Source organism: Pseudomonas sp. W17 (genome assembly GCF_040268305.1).
Lineage (GTDB): Bacteria > Pseudomonadota > Gammaproteobacteria > Pseudomonadales > Pseudomonadaceae > Aquipseudomonas > Aquipseudomonas protegens.
Genome location: NZ_CP158490.1, coordinates 2,837,736 through 2,855,653 on the forward strand (window position 1 = coordinate 2,837,736; position 17,918 = coordinate 2,855,653).

15 protein-coding genes are annotated in these 17,918 nt (G+C 65.2%); 5 read left to right on the top strand and 10 right to left on the bottom strand.

What is annotated here, in order from left to right:
• Window positions 1-130 precede the first annotated feature (130 nt).
• The 3 genes from ABCR88_RS13335 to hpaB form a co-directional block, all read right to left on the bottom strand.
• Window positions 131-1,108 carry a helix-turn-helix transcriptional regulator gene (locus ABCR88_RS13335; RefSeq protein ID WP_350022786.1) on the bottom strand — a complete coding sequence of 326 codons (978 nt, stop codon included), beginning with the start codon at window positions 1,106-1,108 and terminating at the stop codon, window positions 131-133.
• 203 nt (window positions 1,109-1,311) lie between these two features.
• The gene (gene hpaC / locus ABCR88_RS13340; protein WP_011061639.1) at window positions 1,312-1,824 is read right to left on the bottom strand and encodes a 4-hydroxyphenylacetate 3-monooxygenase, reductase component; all 513 of its coding nucleotides are present in this window, start codon (window positions 1,822-1,824) and stop codon (window positions 1,312-1,314) included.
• A 187-nt stretch (window positions 1,825-2,011) separates the two neighbouring features.
• A complete protein-coding gene (gene hpaB / locus ABCR88_RS13345) occupies window positions 2,012-3,574 on the bottom strand; it encodes a 4-hydroxyphenylacetate 3-monooxygenase, oxygenase component (protein WP_015635861.1) in 1,563 nt (520 codons plus the stop codon).
• Window positions 3,575-3,954: 380 nt separating this feature from the next.
• On the opposite strand from hpaB, the gene ABCR88_RS13350 reads away from it, so the two are divergent.
• Window positions 3,955-5,580, top strand: coding sequence for a methyl-accepting chemotaxis protein (locus tag ABCR88_RS13350; RefSeq protein WP_053158907.1), 1,626 nt, complete (start codon window positions 3,955-3,957; stop codon window positions 5,578-5,580).
• 84 nt (window positions 5,581-5,664) lie between these two features.
• Complete coding sequence (locus tag ABCR88_RS13355; protein WP_350022785.1) at window positions 5,665-6,843, top strand: aminotransferase class I/II-fold pyridoxal phosphate-dependent enzyme; 1,179 nt, start codon at window positions 5,665-5,667, stop codon at window positions 6,841-6,843.
• Between the two features lie 323 nt (window positions 6,844-7,166).
• On the opposite strand, the gene ABCR88_RS13360 is transcribed toward ABCR88_RS13355, so the two are convergent.
• From ABCR88_RS13360 to ABCR88_RS13390, 7 genes are all read right to left on the bottom strand, one after another.
• Window positions 7,167-7,952 (bottom strand): hypothetical protein, encoded by a 786-nt coding sequence (locus tag ABCR88_RS13360; protein WP_350404701.1) that lies wholly within the window; start codon window positions 7,950-7,952, stop codon window positions 7,167-7,169.
• Between the two features lie 76 nt (window positions 7,953-8,028).
• A complete protein-coding gene (locus ABCR88_RS13365; protein ID WP_232643132.1) occupies window positions 8,029-8,379 on the bottom strand; it encodes a DUF2493 domain-containing protein in 351 nt (116 codons plus the stop codon).
• Entirely contained in the window at window positions 8,367-10,070 is a 1,704-nt protein-coding gene (locus ABCR88_RS13370; protein ID WP_350404702.1) for a Na/Pi cotransporter family protein, read from the bottom strand. Before ABCR88_RS13370 ends, ABCR88_RS13365 begins: the two co-directional genes overlap by 13 nt.
• Window positions 10,071-10,098: 28 nt before the next feature.
• Window positions 10,099-10,299, bottom strand: coding sequence for a hypothetical protein (locus ABCR88_RS13375; protein ID WP_019095481.1), 201 nt, complete (start codon window positions 10,297-10,299; stop codon window positions 10,099-10,101).
• A gap of 124 nt (window positions 10,300-10,423) precedes the next feature.
• On the bottom strand, window positions 10,424-13,135 hold the full coding sequence (gene mgtA, locus ABCR88_RS13380) for a magnesium-translocating P-type ATPase (RefSeq protein ID WP_325984784.1): 2,712 nt from the start codon (window positions 13,133-13,135) through the stop codon (window positions 10,424-10,426).
• Window positions 13,136-13,418: 283 nt separating this feature from the next.
• Complete coding sequence (locus tag ABCR88_RS13385; RefSeq protein WP_011061630.1) at window positions 13,419-13,709, bottom strand: hypothetical protein; 291 nt, start codon at window positions 13,707-13,709, stop codon at window positions 13,419-13,421.
• A gap of 410 nt (window positions 13,710-14,119) precedes the next feature.
• Entirely contained in the window at window positions 14,120-14,470 is a 351-nt protein-coding gene (locus ABCR88_RS13390; RefSeq protein WP_011061629.1) for a hypothetical protein, read from the bottom strand.
• Window positions 14,471-15,016: 546 nt separating this feature from the next.
• Between ABCR88_RS13390 and ltnD the strand changes: the two genes are divergently transcribed.
• The 3 genes from ltnD to ABCR88_RS13405 are packed head-to-tail and all read left to right on the top strand — an operon-like array spanning window position 15,017 to window position 17,860.
• The gene (ltnD, locus tag ABCR88_RS13395) at window positions 15,017-15,922 is read left to right on the top strand and encodes an L-threonate dehydrogenase (protein WP_011061628.1); all 906 of its coding nucleotides are present in this window, start codon (window positions 15,017-15,019) and stop codon (window positions 15,920-15,922) included.
• A 10-nt stretch (window positions 15,923-15,932) separates the two neighbouring features.
• Window positions 15,933-17,225 carry a 3-oxo-tetronate kinase gene (gene otnK, locus ABCR88_RS13400; protein WP_350404703.1) on the top strand — a complete coding sequence of 431 codons (1,293 nt, stop codon included), beginning with the start codon at window positions 15,933-15,935 and terminating at the stop codon, window positions 17,223-17,225.
• Window positions 17,222-17,860, top strand: coding sequence for an aldolase (locus ABCR88_RS13405; RefSeq protein ID WP_123473477.1), 639 nt, complete (start codon window positions 17,222-17,224; stop codon window positions 17,858-17,860). Before otnK ends, ABCR88_RS13405 begins: the two co-directional genes overlap by 4 nt.
• Window positions 17,861-17,918 lie beyond the last annotated feature (58 nt).

Here is a 17,918-nt window from a genome sequence, read left to right on the forward strand (position 1 = left end):
GTGCGTCTCTTGTTGGAGTTGTTGTTCGGCGAAAGGCTCGCCGGCACACGGCAGGGGCTGGAAAAAGGGCAAAGGCTGCCCGTGGCCGTCACATTCGACGGCACTGGTCAAGGGTGGTCAGGGGGCGGAATCAGCCGGGAGGGGCGTGCAGCAACTGGGCGATGCGGGCCTTGTCCTTGACCCCGAGCTTGCTGTAGATGGCCCGAATGTGATGGCGCACGGTGTTGGGCGACATGCCCAGGTCCCGGGCCACTTCCTTGTAGGTCTTGCCATCGCCAAAGCACTGGGCGACGGCATTTTCCCGTGGGCTGAGCCGGGGCAGCAGGTTGCGGCTGCGGGCCGCCAGGAGGCAGAGGTCGCCTACCGCCGAGGACTCCACTTGCAGTGACTTGCCTTCGAAGCCGCCGGGGTCCAGCGCCATGGGCAGTTGTGGGCCGCTCCACTGCGGCCATTCATGCAGCAGCAGGTCGACGAAGCCGCGTTCGGCGCATTGCAGCACGCCGCGCTGGTCGCACACGGCCAGGGCCAGGTTGCGCGGGCCGGTGAGTTTCTCGCGCATGGCCACCAGGGTGCGGATCTGGTTGGCCGACACTGCGGCCACCAGGTGCAGCATCAGGTTGTTCAGCAGGTGGCAGTCGCCCTGGTTGAAGCGCGGCGCTCCCGGGGCGCGGTACAGCGCCAGGTGATTGTTCAGGTGGGTGTGGGGGTCGATGTGCACCACGCACAGCAGTTCGCCGATGTTGTACTGGCGGCCCAGCCAGTTGAGGCCGGGGCCGTTGTCCGGATCGGCCATGTCGACGATCACCGCCCGGCCCGGCACCTCGTGGACCCGGCTTACCGTGACATCGATGTGGCGGATCGATTGCCAGTCCGGCAGGTAGCTCGGTGGCAGGCGGTACAGGTAGCAGCTGTGTTCATCCGGCAGGCCATCCACCAGTGCGGCACGGCCCCACCAGGCGCTGTCGAAGGGCAGGAGCCTGCTGATGCGCGCCAGTGCATGCTGGTGCAGGTTTTCGATGTCCCTGTTCTGCGCCAGTTGCTGCAGTTCAAGGGTCAGTTCGCTAAAGGCCTGCAACAGGCTGGCCGGGGCACGCTCGGGGTGGTTCATGGGTCTGTACCTCTGTGCGACGTTGTTATTGTTTTCGTCACGGAAGGGGTTTGGGACCGGTACGTCAGGGGACGTGGGCAGGGCCTGGTTCGAGTATCGATGGCTTGGAAGAGCCGCGCCATCCTACAGATGCAGGAGGTGGCCCTTGGCCCGGATGCCGGCGGGCATCCAGGCGCGGGAAATGACGGCCAGGAGGGAAGGGTTCAGGCCGCCCGGCAAGGGTGGGCCAGGCGATGGAAGCAACGGCTGAAGTACACCAGTGAGTCGCCGTGCTCCAGCACGCCGATTTCATCCAGTTCCACCAGCATTACCGAGTGCGTGCCGATTTCCTGGACCTCGGTGATGCGCCCCTGCAGGCTGGCCAGGGCGCCCTCCAGCACCGGCAGGGCCTGCAGGCCGTCGCGCCAGGGGTGCAGGCCGAAGCGCTGGTCCATGGCCACGCCGGTCATGCCGGCAAAGTGCCGGGCCACTTCTTCGTGTTCGCCGCTGAGGACGTTGACGCACAACCGCCCGTTGCCCTTGAACACTGGGTTCAGGGCGCTGTTGCGGTTGACGCAGACCATCAGTGTCGGCGGGCTGTCGGTGACCGAGCAGACCGCTGTGGCGGTGATACCGCAGCGGCCGGCGGGGCCGTTGCTGGTGATGACGTTGACCGCTGCGGTCATGTGCGCCATGGCGTTGCGAAAGGCGAGTTGCTTGGGATCGAGTACAGACATGACGAATTCCTCGTGGACGCAGGGCAGCCGGGTGTCTGGCTGCCAACGCGGGGCTGACGGCGGACTTGGCCTGTAGGAGCCGGCTTGCCGGCGAAGCGGGCCTGGAGGCTTGTGGTGCTCTGGCGGGCGTCTTCGCTGGCAAGCCAGCTCCTACACAAGCCAGCTCCTACACACGCTGGCTTCGTGGCTATTGGCGGATGCGGTCCAGCATGTTGATGTCATCCGGGTTGCTCAGGTGCGGCACGGTCCAACCGTCGAGGTCGTAGTCCCCCAGGCACTTGTCCACCAGGTCGGTCATGGCTTTCATCGAGCCGCTGGCCTGGGCGTGGCGCAGGCACTGCATGCGGATCTCGTCCTGGCTGCCGGCGTAGTTGATCTCGTACAACTCGTGGCGGCCGCCGAATTCGGTGCCGATGGCGTCCCACAGCAGCTTGAGGATCTTGATCCGCTCCTCGTGGCCCATGCCCCCGGAGCCCCGGCAGTAGGTGCCGAGGTACTGGTTGAGGACCGGGTCCTTGAGGTCGCGGGAGCCGGAGGGCAGGTAGATCAGGCCGCTGGCCACCACCTGCTCGATGATCTTCTTGATGTCGGTGTAGGCCTGGGGCGCCAGGACCCGGTAAGCCTGCAGCGCCTGGGTACTGGGCAGGTAGACGCCGTTCATCCATTCACTGGCGTTGCCATGCATGGCGTCGGTCAGGGACCAGAACAGGTTGCGCCAGGCCACCACTTCGCCAACCTGCGCCTGGACCCCGCGAAACTCCAGGGAACCGGTGCATTGCAGGGCCTTGACCAGCAGGCCAGTGATGAAATCCAGCTTGACCGCCAGCCGGGTGCAGCCCTGCATCGGGAACAGGCGGCCGAACCCGCCCTGGGGGAACCATTGGCGGCAGCGCTCGAAATCGCGGTAGATCAGCACGTTTTCCCAGGGGATGAACACCTTGTCCATGATCAGGATCGCGTCGTTCTCGTCGAAGCGGCTGGACAACGGGTAGTCGAAGGGCGAGCCGGTCATGCCGGCCTGCAGTTCATAGGAAGGGCGGCAGATCAGCTTCATGCCCCGGGTGTTCATCGGTGCGATGAACATCAGGGCGAAATCGGTGTTGTCCCCCAGCAACTGGGCCGAGCCTTGGCCGACGAAGTTGTAGTGGGTCAGGGCCGAGTTGGTGGCCACCACCTTGGCGCCGCTGACGATGATCCCGCCTTCGACTTCCTCGTCCACCGAGATGAACACGTCCTTGACCTGATCCACCGGTTTGTCGCGGTCGATGGGTGGGTTGACGATGGCGTGGTTGAGGTAGAGGCAGGCTTCCTGGATGCGCTTGTACCAGGTGCGGGCGTTGTCTGCGAAGCGCCCGTAGAACTCCGGGTTGGCCCCCAGGGCGCTGCCGAAGGCGGCCTTGTAGTCGGGGCTGCGGCCCATCCAGCCATAGGTCAGGCGCGACCAGTCGGCGATGGCGTCGCGCTGCTGGCGCAGTTCATCGGGGCTTTTCGCCGAACGGAAGAACTTGTGGGTGTAGCCGCCGTTGCCGGTGTCCGTGTCCCAGCACAGTTGCTCCTTGGTGGCCGGGTCGTGCAGGGCGTCGTACAGGCGGGCCATGGAGGCCGCGGAGTTGCGGAAGGCCGGGTGGGTGGTGACGTCCTTGACCCGGTCGCCATAGATGTAGATTTCACGGTCGTCGCGCAGGCTGGCCAGGTATTCGGCACCGGTCAGCGGGCGGTCGGTTGCGGCACGAAAGTCTTCAGGTTTCATATCCAGTCTCAGCGTTGTTTTTATTGACTGGGGCCATGATGGGCAGGGGCGGGCGCTGAAAAAATGGCTTTTCCGGCGAATGAATTGCACTTTTCATAGGGAGACGGGTGGCCGGAGCGAGGGTCGAAAACGGTGGCTGAGGGGCGATGCTGTAGCGCTTTATCGATTCACTTCGCGTTGTGTTGTATCAGCAGTGATACACCGGTCACATTCAGAAATATTTTTAACAATCAGCCATATGAAAGCTCAAGTTCGGCCGATATCTCTAACAGGCCCGCGGACTTCCAACAGCGCGGCGCCCGACGTCGGCACAGCCCCTGATGCGCCGACGGCTCAACGGCATGGATGCCCGTCGCCCGTTCTCCCTCGAGAGTCGTCCTATGTCCTTGCGTAACCTGAATATCGCCCCTCGTGCTTTCCTCGGTTTTGCCTTCATTGCCTTGCTGGTCGTGGTGCTGGGGGTGTTTGCGGTCAATCGCATGGCGGTGATCCGCGAAGCCTCGGTGGACATGGAAAGCAACCAGCTGCCCAGTGTCGGCTTTCTCGGCAACCTCACCGAGAACGTGTTGCGCCTGCGGATTCTTTCCTTTCGTGTGCTGGTGAACCGCGAGCCGGCAGGCCTGGCCGAAGCCCAGACGCGCATCGGCGTGCTGGTGGACAACGCCAGAAAGGCCCAGGCCAGCTATGCGGCCTTGCCGGCGGGGCCGCAGGAGGCGGCGCTGTACAAGACGTTCGCTACGACCCTGGACAACTACCTGCAGGCGCAGAACGAGATGCTCGAACTGTCGCGCCAGAACAAGCTGGATGAAATGCGCAGCCTGATCAATTCGCGGATCAAGGAAGGCACAGACCAGATGGGCGAGCAGTTGAACCAACTGATCGCGATCAATGCCGCCGATGCCAGGAGCGCTTCCAAGGCTGCCGGCGAGCACTACAGCAGCGCCATCGCCGGGATTGTGGCGGTGGCTGTGCTTGCCGCGCTGCTGACCATTGTTCTGGCGCTGTTGCTCACCCGCAGCATCGTCACCCCCCTGAACAAGGCCCTGAATGCCGCGCAGGTGATCGCCGGCGGCAACCTGCGCCAGGCCATCGAGGTCGATGGCAAGGACGAGCCGGCGCGGCTGCTGCAGGCCCTGGCCGAGATGCAGGCCAGCCTGCGCCGCACCATCGAGCAGATCGCCGGCTCGGCGACCCAGCTGGCCTCGGCCTCGGAAGAACTCAGCGCGGTCACTGAAGAGGCTTCCCGCGGATTGCAGCAGCAGAACAACGAGATTGAACAGGCGGCCACTGCGGTCAACGAAATGACCGCCGCGGTGGAGGAGGTGGCGCGCAACGCGGTGTCCACTTCCGAGGCTTCCCGGCAGTCGACCCAGGCCGCTCGCGAAGGTCGCGACCGGGTGGTGGAAACCGTGGACGCGATCCAGACCATGACCCACGACGTGCAGAGCACCTCGGTGATGATCGAAGGCCTGGCGACCCAGGGCCGGGATATCGGCAAGGTGCTGGACGTGATCCGGGCCATCGCCGAGCAGACCAACCTGCTGGCCCTCAACGCGGCCATCGAAGCGGCCCGTGCCGGCGAGGCCGGGCGCGGCTTTGCGGTGGTGGCCGACGAGGTGCGGGCCCTGGCCCATCGCACCGCCCAGTCGACCCAGGAAATCGAGAAGATGGTGGCTGGCATCCAGAACGGCACGGGCGACGCCGTGGAGTCGATGCAGCAGAGCAACCAGCGTACCCAGAGCACCCTGGAACTGGCCCGCGCCGCGGGCGTGGCCCTGGAGCAGATTGCCGAATCCATCAACCAGATCAACGAGCGCAACCTGGTGATCGCCAGCGCCTCCGAAGAGCAGGCGCAGGTGTCCCGCGAGGTGGACCGCAACCTGGTGAACATCCGCGACCTGGCCACCCAGTCGGCGGCCGGGGCCAACCAGACCAGCGCCGCCAGCCATGAGTTGTCGCGCCTGGCGGTGGACCTGAACGCTCTGGTGGCGCGTTTTGTGATCTAAGCGTCCAACGGCGCTGGCGCTCGCTCGACGAGTGCCGCGCCAGCACCTAGGGTTCTGGCTGAAGCATCTTTCATGGAGAAAGCGATGCGCTATTCAGCCCTGACCCAACGGATTGCCGGAGAAGGTTCCGCCGCCTGGGATATCCATTACCGAGCTTTGGCCTTGCGCGAGCAGGGGCGCGATGTGCTGTTGCTGACCATCGGCGATCCGGATTTCGACACCCCCCGGCCGGTGGTCCAGGCGGCCATCGACAGCCTGCTGGCCGGTGACACCCACTATTCGGACGTGCGCGGCAACCTGGCGTTGCGCAGTTGCATCGCCCGTTGCCACCACCAGCGCACCGGGCAGATCGTCGATGCCGAGCACGTGGTGGTGCTGCCGGGGGCGCAGTGTGCGGTGTTCTCCGTGGCCCAGTGCCTGTTCGACCCGGGGGACGAGGTGCTGGTGGCCGAGCCCATGTACGTCACCTACGAAGGGGTGTTCGGTGCCTGTGGCGCCACCGTGGTGCCGGTGCCGGTACGGGCCGAGCAGGGCTTTCGCCTGGACCCGCAGGAAGTGGCGGCGCGCATCAGCCCGCGGACCCGGGCCATGCTCATCAACAGCCCCAACAACCCCTCCGGGGCCAGCCTGTCCCTGGATGACTGGCAGGTCCTGGCGCGGTTGTGCATGGAGCATGACCTGTGGCTGGTTTCCGACGAGGTCTACGGCGACCTGTTGTATGAAGGCCAGCACCTGAGCCCGGGCGGTCTGCCGCGAATGGGCGGGCGCACCGCCACCATCAACAGCTTGTCCAAGTCCCATGCCATGAGCGGCTGGCGGGTGGGCTGGGTGATCGCTCCGCCGGTGCTGGTCGGGCACCTGAGCAATCTGGCCCTGTGCATGCTCTATGGCCTGCCGGACTTCATCCAGAATGCGGCAGTGGTGGCGCTGACCCGCGAACTGCCGGAACTGCCACGGATGCGCGAGGAGTACCGCCAGCGCCGCGACCTGGTGTGCACGCTGCTCGGGCAGTGCCCGGGCTTGCGGCCAGTGCTGCCCGATGGCGGCATGTTCGTCATGGTCGACGTACGCCGCACCGGGCTGGGCGCCCAGGCGTTCGCCGAGCGACTGCTGGAGGGTTATGGGGTTTCGGTGCTGGCGGGCGAAGCCTTCGGCCCCAGCGTGGTCGGGCACATCCGCATTGCTCTGGTGCTGGACCGCGAACGGCTGGCCGAAGCCTGCCGCCGCATCGCCCAGTGCACCGCGCAACTCCTGGCCCTGTAGGAGCCGGCTCGCCGGCGAAGAGGCCCCAGAGCCTTGCATCGCCCTTGCCAACGCCTTCGCTGGCAAGCCAGCTCCTACGGTGCAACGCAACACCGAGCGTACCTTGCGTAGGAGCCGGCTTGCCGGCGAAGAGGCCCTTGAGTCTTCCATCGCCCTTGCCGATGCCTCCGCTGGCAAGTCAGCTCCTACGGTGCAACGCAACGCCGAGCGTACCTTGCGTAGGAGCCGGCTTGCCGGCGAAGAGGCCCTTGAGTCTTCCATCGCCCTTGCCGATGCCTTCGCTGGCAAGTCAGCTCCTACAGAGGTGGGGGCGCTTTCGGGGGTTAGAAGCGCAGGGTCGCGCCGGTGCTCAGCCAGCGATCGCGGTCTTCGGTCAGGTGCTGGCCAACGATCAGGTCCAGGTCCAGGTGCTGGCCAAGGTGCAGGCGCGGGCCTGCCTGCCAGCCCTGTTCGCCGCCGCGTTGGCCGTAGCGCTCGGCAATCAGGGTCAGGCTCTGGGCCATGTCGTACTCCAGCCCGCTGCCCCAGGCCCAGCGGTGGCTCTGGTCGCCGTCGTCATAGGCGTGGGCCCAGCCGGCATTCAGGTTCAGGCGCAGGCTGGCAACAGGGCTGAAGGTCAGTGGCAGGGCGAGGTCGCCACCGTCGAAGCTGTGGCTGCGGTTCAGGGCCCAGTGGGCGGAGCCGGCCAGGGCCAGTTGCAGGCCCAGATCTTCACGGTCCAGCAGGGCCAGCTTGACCTGGGGGCTGAGCTGGGTCTCGCCCTGGCCGTCGGCGTGCTGGCGCTGCACCGCGGCCCCCAGTTGCACCCAGGGCAGTTGGCTGAAGGTGCAGGCCGGGGCCACCACGCTGGTGTGGCTGGAGCCCTGGTGGCGGGTGCTCTGGTACCAGACATCGACATTGCATTCCCCGGGAGCGTTGATGGCGCCGTCGTCCACCACGTAGGCGCCGCCGGCGGCCTGGGCCTTGGAGCACAGGGCCAGGGTAGCGGTCGCGCTGGCGGTGAGGGCGAGGAATAGCAGGTTGCGCCTGAGCATGCGGCTTTTCGCGGCAGGCAGAGGGTGGCCAAAGGCGCTGGAACGCGAGGGGCGATGTGGGGTGTGCTTGGACATGGCGGATCTCGTTCTGGGTTGGGGCACCGGTGCATCTGGCGTGCGGGCCGGTGCAGAGGGTGGCGGCTTGGGAGGCTTACTGGTCGGCCATCGACAGAACCTGGATCTGCCGGGCCCGGGCCTGGGCCAGCAGTTCTTCGGTGTCTTCCCCACCGGGCAGGGCGAGGACGATGTCGGGGCGGCTGTCGGCCAGCATGAAGGCGTTGCGCAGGCGTTCGGCGTGCTTGCCATGGCGTTGCCAGTTGGGCGGGTAGCGGACGATGTCGGCGCCGATGTCCCGGGCCCAGTCCTCGATATGGGCGCCGAGGAACTGGCTGCCGCCATGAATCACCACGCGGGTTTCACGCAGGCGCTGAAAGGCGTCGAGGACCTGGCGGCACCGGCGGTCGTCGGCGTAGTAGCGGCCGGCGCAGATCAGGACGCGCATGGGCTGTTCTCCTTTACCGGGCTGATGCTGGTCTCTCCGGGCAGCGGTTCGTTGAGGTAAGCGTGCTCGATGTCCCGTTCACCGGCGCGCTCCAGAGCCGGGTAGGCCAGGGCGGCGATGTGGTGGTGAACCCGCCGGTAGTCGCGCAGCAAGCGCTGGAAAATGTCCCCGGACTCGGCCCAGGCGCCACGGTCTTCGCGCAACTTGCGAAAGTGCTCGCGGCTGGCGGCGGCTTCCAGGCGCCGCACGTTTTCCTTGCGCGCCACCAGTTGGTGGGCGGTGGGCAGGTCTTCGCGCAGGAACACGGTGATGGCCAGGCTCAGGCTGTCCAGCAGTTCCTGGTGCAGCGGGTACAGGGTGCTCAGCTCGAACTCGGAAAACGGCTCGCCACGGCGCAAGCGCCGCGCGGCCAGGTGCGCCAGGCTGGTGGCCAGAATGTCCCCGGCGTGTTCCAGGTTGATCACCAGCAGCAGGATTTCCTGGGAGCGGTCGGCATCCTGGTCGCTGATGCCTTCCTTGCCGATATCCGCCAGGTAGGCGCGGATCGCCGCGCTGAGCAGGTCCAGGGACTGATCGATATGGCGCACCTGATCGGCATTGGCCTGGTTGGCGGTGCGAAACAGCTGCAGCACCCGGTCGAGCATGCCCGAGAGCATGTCGGCCATGCGCAAGGCTTCACGGGCGGCGTTGGACAGGCCGATATTGGCCACTTCCAGGCCGGCTTCGTCCAGGTACAGCGGCATGCCCGGGTCGGTCACCGCGCCCGGGGCCGGCAGTAGCCGGGTCAGCAGCTTGGCCATTGGCCCGGTGAAACCGATGAACAGCAGCGCCAGCACCAGGCTGAAGGCGGTGTGCAGGGCCACCACCAGCAGTGCCGGAGGCAGTTGCTCGATGACGTGCCACTGGCCCAGGGTGGCGATCCAGGGCATCAGCAGCGCCGCTCCCGACAGGCGCACCAGCAGGTTGCCCAGGGGCAGGCGCCGGGCCACGTTGCCGCTGGCGCTGAGCAGCGAGGGCAGGGTGCTGCCGAGGTTGACCCCCAGCACCAGGGCCATGCTGGTGGCCGGCGACAGCAGCCCAGTGCCGGCCAGCGAGGCAATCAGCAGCACCACGGCAACGCTGGAGTGACACATCCAGGTCAGCAGCAGCGCCACCAGCAGGGCCAGCAGCAGGTCGCCGTCGAGGCTGGTCATCACCAGTTGGAACACCGGGGTACCTTCCACCGCCCCCAGGGTCGCGCCGAGCATGCCCAGGGCCAGCAGCATCAGGCCCAGGCCGATCAGTGCGCAGCCAATGCTTTCAAAGCGCGAATCGTCCCGCAGGCGAAAGCATAGAAAGCCCGCCAGCAATGCCACAGGTGCCGCCAGCGAGAGGTCGAGGCTGAGCAGCTGGACCACCAGGGTCGAGCCGATATTGGCCCCCAGCATCACCGCCAGCGCCGGGGCCAGGCCCAGGGTGCCGGCGGCGGTGAAGGAGCTGGCCATCAGGCTTACCGCAGTGCTGCTTTGCACCACGCCGGTGATGCCGACGCCGCACAGCAGAGCCAGCCAGCGGTTGTTCAGGTGTTGCCCGAGCCAGTGCCGCAGCGGGCTGCCGAAGCCCCGCAGGAGTGAGCCGCAGATCATCTGCGAGCCCCACAGCAACAGCGCGATGGCGCCGGCCAGGTTGATCAGAAGAGTCGTGCCCGACATGAGTATTCTCCCGGGACTGTGACAGGTTTCAGGCAATCGCCAGGCGCAGCGAGGCGCGGGTGATGGCGGCGCTGAACCCCAGCAGGAAACGCATTTCAACGGCGCTCAGCAGGCCCCGCACATAGAGGCGGATGCTCAGGCGGGCGAGCAGCCTGGCGCAGGCGCACAGGCCGCAGACCAGCAAGGCCTTCAGGCCGCGTTGCAACAGCGAAAAAGGTTTGAAAAACATGGCGATGCTCCTTTCGGGCGAACAGCGTCGCCGTCGACGGGGCGCTGGCCGCGCCGACGGTGGCATCGTTGGTTTGCTGTATCTGGTGCGACCGCCGTGGGGCGGTCGCACCGGGCTCAGGCCCTTAGAACCACTGCTTGAAGCGGCGGATGTACAGGGTCTTCATGGTCTGGGCGACCACGCAGTAGCTGAGCAGGGTACCCACCAGCCAAGGGAAGTATTCCCATGGCAGCGGCACCAGGCCGACCATGCTGCCCAGAGGCGAGAAGGGCACATAGATACCCAGTGCCATCACCAGGCCCGTGGCGAGCATGACCGGCAGTGCCGCGGTGCTCTGGATGAACGGGATCTTGCGGGTGCGCAGCATGTGCACCACCAGGGTCTGGGAGAGCAGGCCTTCGATGAACCAGCCGGACTGGAACAGGGCGGCCATTTCCACGCTGTTGGCGGCGAACACGTACCACATCAGGGCAAAGGTGGTGATGTCGAAGATCGACGAGGTCGGCCCGATCCACAGCATGAAGCGCCCGATGTTCTTGGCGTCCCACTTGCGTGGCTTGCTCAGGTATTCCTTGTCCATCTTGTCCCACGGCAGGGCCAACTGGGAGAAGTCGTACATCAGGTTCTGCAGCAGCAGGTGGATCGCCAGCATTGGCAGGAACGGAATGAAGGCACTGGCCACCAGCACCGAGAACACGTTGCCGAAGTTGGAGCTGGCGGTCATGTTCAGGTACTTCATGATGTTGCCGAAGGTCTCGCGCCCCTTGATCACCCCTTCCTCCAGCACCATCAGGCTCTTTTCCAGGAGGATGATGTCCGCCGATTCCTTGGCGATGTCGGTGCCGCTGTCCACCGAGATGCCGACGTCGGCATCGCGCAGCGCCGGAGCGTCGTTGATGCCGTCGCCGAGAAAACCCACGGTGTGGCCGTTGGCCTGCAATGCCTTGAGCACTCGGGACTTCTGCAGCGGGGTGAGCTTGGCAAATACCGTGCGCTCTTCCACCAGGCGCCCCAGCACTTCGTCGTCCATGCGCTCGATGTCACGACCCAGCAGCGGCTCGCCGACTTCCAGGCCGACCTCGCGGCAGATCTTCGCGGTGACGATGGCGTTGTCACCGGTCAGTACCTTCACGGTGACGCCGTTGTCGCGCAGGGCGGCAATCGCCGGGCCGGCGGTTTCCTTCGGCGGATCGAGGAAGGTCAGGAAGCCTTCGATCACCAGCTCGCGTTCGTCGCTGGCGCTGTACTGGTTCTTGATCTGGTCCCGGGCGATGTCACGGGTGCCCACCAGCAGCACGCGGAAACCGTCGCGGTTGTAGTCTTCGGCCAGTTGCAGCAACTCGGCACGCAGGGCCGCGTCGATGGTCTGGGTGACACCGTTCTTGCGGACCCGAGTGGCGGTTTCCAGCATTTCCTCCACCGCGCCCTTGCACACCAGCAGGTGGTGGCCGCGGGCATCGGCGAGGATGACCGACAGGCGCCGCCGGACGAAGTCGAACGGTAGTTCATCCACCTTGCGCCAGGCGGCAGGCGGGGTGAAGTGCGGGTTCTCCTCGGCGAAGCTGACCACTGCGCGGTCCATCAGGTTCTTCATGCCGCTCTGGTGGTAGCTGTTGAGCCAGGCCAGTTGCAGCACTTCATCGCAGCGGCTGCCGCTGATGTCGACGTGATGTTCGAGGATGATCCGGTCCTGGGTCAGGGTGCCGGTCTTGTCGGTGCAGAGCACGTCCATGGCGCCGAAGTTCTGGATCGCGTTGAGGCGTTTGACCACCACCTTGCGCTTGGCCATGGCCGAGGCGCCCTTGGCCAGGTTGGCGCTGACGATCATCGGCAGCATTTCCGGGGTCAGGCCGACGGCCACTGCCAGGGCGAACATGAAGGCTTCGGCCCAGTCGCCCTTGGCGAATCCGTTGATCAGCAGAACGATGGGCACCATCACCAGCATGAAGCGGATCAGCAGCCAGCTGACGCTGTTGACCCCGCGGTCGAAGGCGGTCTGGGTGCGGGAGCCGACGATGGAGCGGGCCAGGGAACCGAAGTAGGTGCGCGAGCCGGTGGCCACGACCACGGCGGTGGCCGTGCCGCTGACCACGTTGGTGCCCATGAAGCAGATGTTCGGCAGGTCCAGCAGGTCTTGCTGATCGGCGGCCTGGGCGGTGGCGGACTTTTCCTGGACGGCGCCCAGGGTGTCGTACTTTTCAACCGGCAAGGCTTCGCCGGTGAGCACCGCCTGGCTGATGAACAGGTCGCGGGATTCGATCAGGCGGATGTCGGCAGGGATCATGTCACCGGCGGACAGCTGGATGATGTCGCCCACCACCAGGTCGCGCATCGGCACTTCACGCACCCGGGCCTGCATGCCCATCTGCTCGCGACGCAGTACGGCGGCGGTGGTCCGTACCATGGCCTTGAGTGCTTCGGCGGCCTTGGCCGAGCGGTGTTCCTGCCAGAAACGCATCAGGCCGCTGGCCAGCACCATCACCAGGACGATGATGACCCCGGTGAGATCGGTTTCTTCGCCGGCCTGCAGCGGCAGCCAGAAGTCGGTGAAGAAACTGATACCGGTCAGGGTCATCAGCACATAGATGAAGGGGTTGTTGAAAGCCTGGAGCAGCTGCACCAGAGCGTGTGGCGGACGGTCGTGGGCGACCTCGTTGTGGCCGTCCCGTTGCAGGCGGCCTTCGGCATCCAGTTCAGTGAGGCCGGCGGTGGTGGAGTTGACGTTGGCCAGGGTGACGGCCAGGCCGTTCTGGGCTTCGCGGGCGGCACGCATCGATAGCTTGTTGCTGTCACTGGTGGCGCTGGTGTTGCGGGAAGTTGGGTTTTTTACAGTCATGGTCTGTGCTCCTGCCGCCTGCTTGCGGCACGACACAGCAACACTCAACTAATTAAAGGCGAGCGAAAACATGTCGAGCCGCAGGTTAGCGATCGATTTTGATCTTGGCGTTTTTCAGGTTTTAACGTTCGCTGCTCAAACAATGAAGTTGTATGGGCAGCGAACCTACTACTGGCCTCTTCCATAACTTTCTCCAGTAACTTTATTAACTGACAGGCACTAGCACGCCGCCGAACTTAAACTTTTAAAGTTCGTTTGCAAACAACGGAAAGTTACCGCTGGTTCAGGCTGAGCTGCGTGCCCCGAGGTACAGGCCGAAGATCAGTCCGGCCTGCTGCAGGAGCAGGGCAGCGCCCCGACTCTGCGGGTCCTGGCTATCGTCGAAGCTCCAGCGTTGCTGCAACTGCCCGGTCATCGGGCAGACGCGCCAATTGGCTCGCAGGGCGGTCGAGGGGGTGGGGGCGGCACGAGAAAACGGCGAGCGCGCCAGAACCTTGGGCTCACGGCACAGCTTGACCCGCATGGTGGCGGCGAAGGCGCGAACGCCTGGCATTACAGAGGAAGTGAAGTGCATAACATTTGCCTCGCGACCGGACTGGTTCCGGGGGAGGCAAGTTACGTTGGAGCGTCAAGCCCTAGCGCAGCTTACCCGACCGCGGAGTCGAGTCCCGTCATTTTCAGGGTTAAGTGCCTGGCTCTGCGCAGCGGCAGTGACCAGACAGCGTCTAGATACTGTGTCCATTGGCTTCTTTAGTGAGTTAAACAAAGGGCCGTAATTACCGGCCCGCGCAATTTACTCAGGAGGGGTGCTGGAGTCAAGGTTAAATTGCCCTGAATCATTGATCAGTTATGAAGTTTCAGGTGAGGTTCAGCTAAGGGTGGAAATTAACTGATGCGAGAGGCGGATATATATAAGTTTCAGATAAAGAAAGTGCCCATGACAGATGGGGATGTCATGAGCACTGAATATAGCGACGAGGATTATCAGTGCAGCAAGTGCTGGGAGATATCCTTGTAGGTCGCGCTATCGGTGGCCGCCATCAACTGCCGGCCATCCTTGAGGGTGCCGATGAAGGTCACTTCGTTTTCCGTACCCGCCATCAGGTACCCGGCCAGGGCGCCCACCGGGCCCAACAGCATGGCGCCGGCAATGCCGTAGCCCAGGGCGTCCTTGTTGGTGATGGGGCTTTCGCTGGCGATCTCCAGTGTCTTGAAGGCCGATGCCTTGACCTCGACGCCGTTGCTGTTGAATACCGTCTTGAGCCTGAAGGTGCCGTGCCGGTATTCGCCGGCGCCTTGCAGGAAATCACCTGATAAAACCTCAATCTTTGCCATGTTGAATCATCCTTATCCAAGCATAACCAGACAGGCCATTGAGCTCTCCGCCAGGGGGAGCGTCAACGGGGTTGCGATGAAGGGTGCTACCGCCAGTCAGCAGCCCTCGTTCATTCAGCCTCGGCCAGGTCACCCCGGGCCATGCTGATCCAGATCAGGGCTGTGGAGGGTTGTAGCAGCCCACGGGGGACCGGCCGTCGGCTTCCGACCAGTGGCTGGCCGGGGCCGGGCGCTCAAGGTGATGTTAAAAAATGTTAGATTGAAAAACTTCTTCACATAATCCGTTCATTGGTGGATGATCGTTCACAGCCAAAGCTCAACCTGATAACAACAGCAACAGGATGGCCATGATGATCGATTCGCTCCTGCCTCTCTCGGCACCTGCCCACGGTGCCATGCACCTTCCGGGCTTGCCGTCTGGCGCTGCGCCTGTTGCTGCCTGTGTTGCATTTGCCGGACCTGCAATCCGGATTTCCCTGTCCTGCCCGGTTCTTGCCCGGCGCCTGTCTGGCGCGGCACAGTCCTGGTCTATTTCTGGAGTCCCCCATGAATAACAACAATGTCGGTGTCATCGGTCTTGGCGCCATGGGCCTGGGCATCGCCCGGTCGTTGCTGCGCAGCGGTTTCAAGGTGCATGCCTGTGACGTCCGTGCTGCGGTCACCGAGCAGTTCGCCAGCGAAGGCGGCGTGGCTTGCGCCTCGGCGGCGCAACTGGCCGGCGAATGCGATGTGATTGTCACCGTGGTGGTCAATGCCGAGCAGACCGAAAGCGTGCTGTTCGGTGAGGGCGGGGCGGCAGCGGCACTGCGTCCCGGCAGCCTGGTGATCGGCTGCGCCACCGTGGCCCCGACCTACGCCGTGGACCTGGGCCAGCGCCTGGAGGCCCTGGGCCTGCTCTATCTGGATGCACCGATCTCCGGGGGCGCGGCCAAGGCTGCCGCCGGCGAGATGACGATGATGACCTCCGGCCCGGCCACCGCTTACGCCAGGGCCGAGGCGATTCTGGGGGGCATGGCCGGTAAGGTCTACCGCCTGGGTGACGCCCACGGGCTGGGCTCCAAGGTCAAGATCATCAACCAGTTGCTGGCCGGGGTGCACATTGCCGCCTCTGCCGAAGCCATGGCCCTGGGCCTGCGCGAAGGGGTGGATGCCGATGCCTTGTACGAGGTGATCACCCACAGCGCGGGCAACTCCTGGATGTTCGAGAACCGTGTTCCGCATATCCTCAAGGCCGACTACACACCGCTGTCCGCGGTGGATATCTTCGTCAAGGACCTGGGGCTGGTGCTGGATACCGCCCGGGCCAGCAAATTCCCGCTGCCGCTGTCGGCCACCGCGCACCAGATGTTCATGCAGGCCTCCAGCGCCGGTTTTGGCCGCGAGGACGACTCGGCGGTGATCAAGATCTTCCCGGGCATCGACCTGCCCGTGGCCAAGCCCGATGCCGAGTGAGGAACCCGTGATGACGATTTCCAATCCACGCCCGTTGCTGGGCTGCATCGCCGATGACTTCACCGGCGCCACGGATCTGGCCAACATGCTGGTTCGCGGTGGTATGCGTACTGTGCAGAGCATCGGCATTCCCAGCGCCGAAGTGGCTGCCGGGCTGGACGCCGACGCCGTGGTGATCGCGCTGAAGTCGCGCACCACTGCGGCCAGCGAAGCGGTGGCCGAATCCCTGGCCGCCCTGCAATGGCTGCGGGACCAGGGCTGCGAGCAGATCTTCTTCAAATACTGCTCGACCTTCGATTCCACCGCGGCGGGCAACATCGGTCAGGTCAGCGAGGCCTTGCTCGAGGCCCTGGGCAGCGATTTCACCCTGGCCTGCCCGGCGTTCCCGGAGAACGGCCGGACCATTTTCCGTGGCCACTTGTTCGTCCAGGACCAGTTGCTCAGCGAATCAGGCATGCAGCATCACCCGCTGACGCCGATGACCGATGCCAACCTGGTGCGGGTCCTGCAATCCCAGACCCGGCTGCCGGTAGGCCTGCTGCGCTACGACAGCATCGCCCAGGGCGTGGAGGCGGTGCGCAGCAGGATCGCCGAACTGCGCGGGCAGGGTGTTGCCCTGGCGATTGCCGACGCGCTGTCCGATGCCGACCTCTATACCCTCGGCGCCGCCTGCGCCGACCTGCCGCTGCTCACTGGCGGTTCCGGGCTGGCCCTGGGCCTGCCGGAAAACTTCCGCCGCGCCGGCAAGCTGCGCGACCTCGACGCTGCAAGCCTGCCCAAGGTGGCCGGTGGCGAAGTGGTGCTGGCCGGCAGTGCCTCCCTGGCCACCAATGCCCAGGTCGATGCCTGGCTGGAAGCCGAGCGCCCGGCCTGGCGCATCGACCCGCTGGCCCTGGCGGCCGGCGAGGCGGTGGTGGAACAGGCCCTGGCGTTTGCCCGGGAGCAGCAGGGCGCGGTGCTGATCTACGCCACCAGCACGCCGGAAGAGGTCAAGGCGGTGCAGCGTCAGCTCGGTGCCGAACATGCCGGAGCGCTGGTGGAGAATGCCCTGGGCGAGATCGCCCGGGGCCTGCGCGACAGCGGCGTGCGGCGCTTTGTGGTGGCTGGCGGGGAAACCTCCGGAGCGGTGGTCAAGGCCTTGGGAGTACGGCTGTTGCAGATCGGTGCACAGATCGATCCCGGGGTGCCTGCCACGGTCAGCAGTGGCGGCGAGCCCCTGGCCCTGGCGCTGAAGTCCGGCAACTTCGGTGGTCGCGACTTTTTCAGCAAGGCCCTGGGTCAACTGGCGGGAGGTCAGCCATGAGCCGCGAAAACGCTCTGCGCGAAGAAATCTGTGATGTCGGCCGCAGCCTCTATCAGCGCGGCTACACCGTGGGCAGCGCCGGCAACATCAGTGCGCGGCTCGATGATGGCTGGCTGATCACCCCCACCGATATCTGCCTGGGCCGGCTCGACCCTGCAGCCATCGCCAAGGTCAACCTGGCGGGGGAGTGGGTCAGCGGCGACAAACCGTCCAAGACCCTGGCCCTGCATCGCCAGGTGTATGACCGCAATCCCGGGGTGGGCGGGGTGGTGCATACCCATTCCACCCACCTGGTGGCCTTGACCCTGGCCGGGGTCTGGCGTGAGGACGACATCCTGCCGCCGCTGACCCCGTACCAGGTGATGAAGGTCGGGCATATCCCGCTGATCGGCTACCAGCGCCCGGGTTCGCCCAAGGTCGCCGAGCAGGTGGCGCAACTGGCCAACCAGGTGCGTGGGGTGATGCTCGAACGCCTGGGCCCGGTGGTCTGGGAAAGCAGTGTGTCCAAGGCCAGCTACGCCCTGGAAGAGCTGGAGGAAACCGCGCGCCTGTGGCTGATGAGCCAGCCGCGCCCGGCACCTCTGGATCAGGCCGCCCTGGATGAGCTGCGGGACGCTTTCGGCGCCGCCTGGTAATCACTGACAACGCTTCATGGAAAGCGGCCCTCGGGAGCGCCATCGGGCTCTCGCGGGG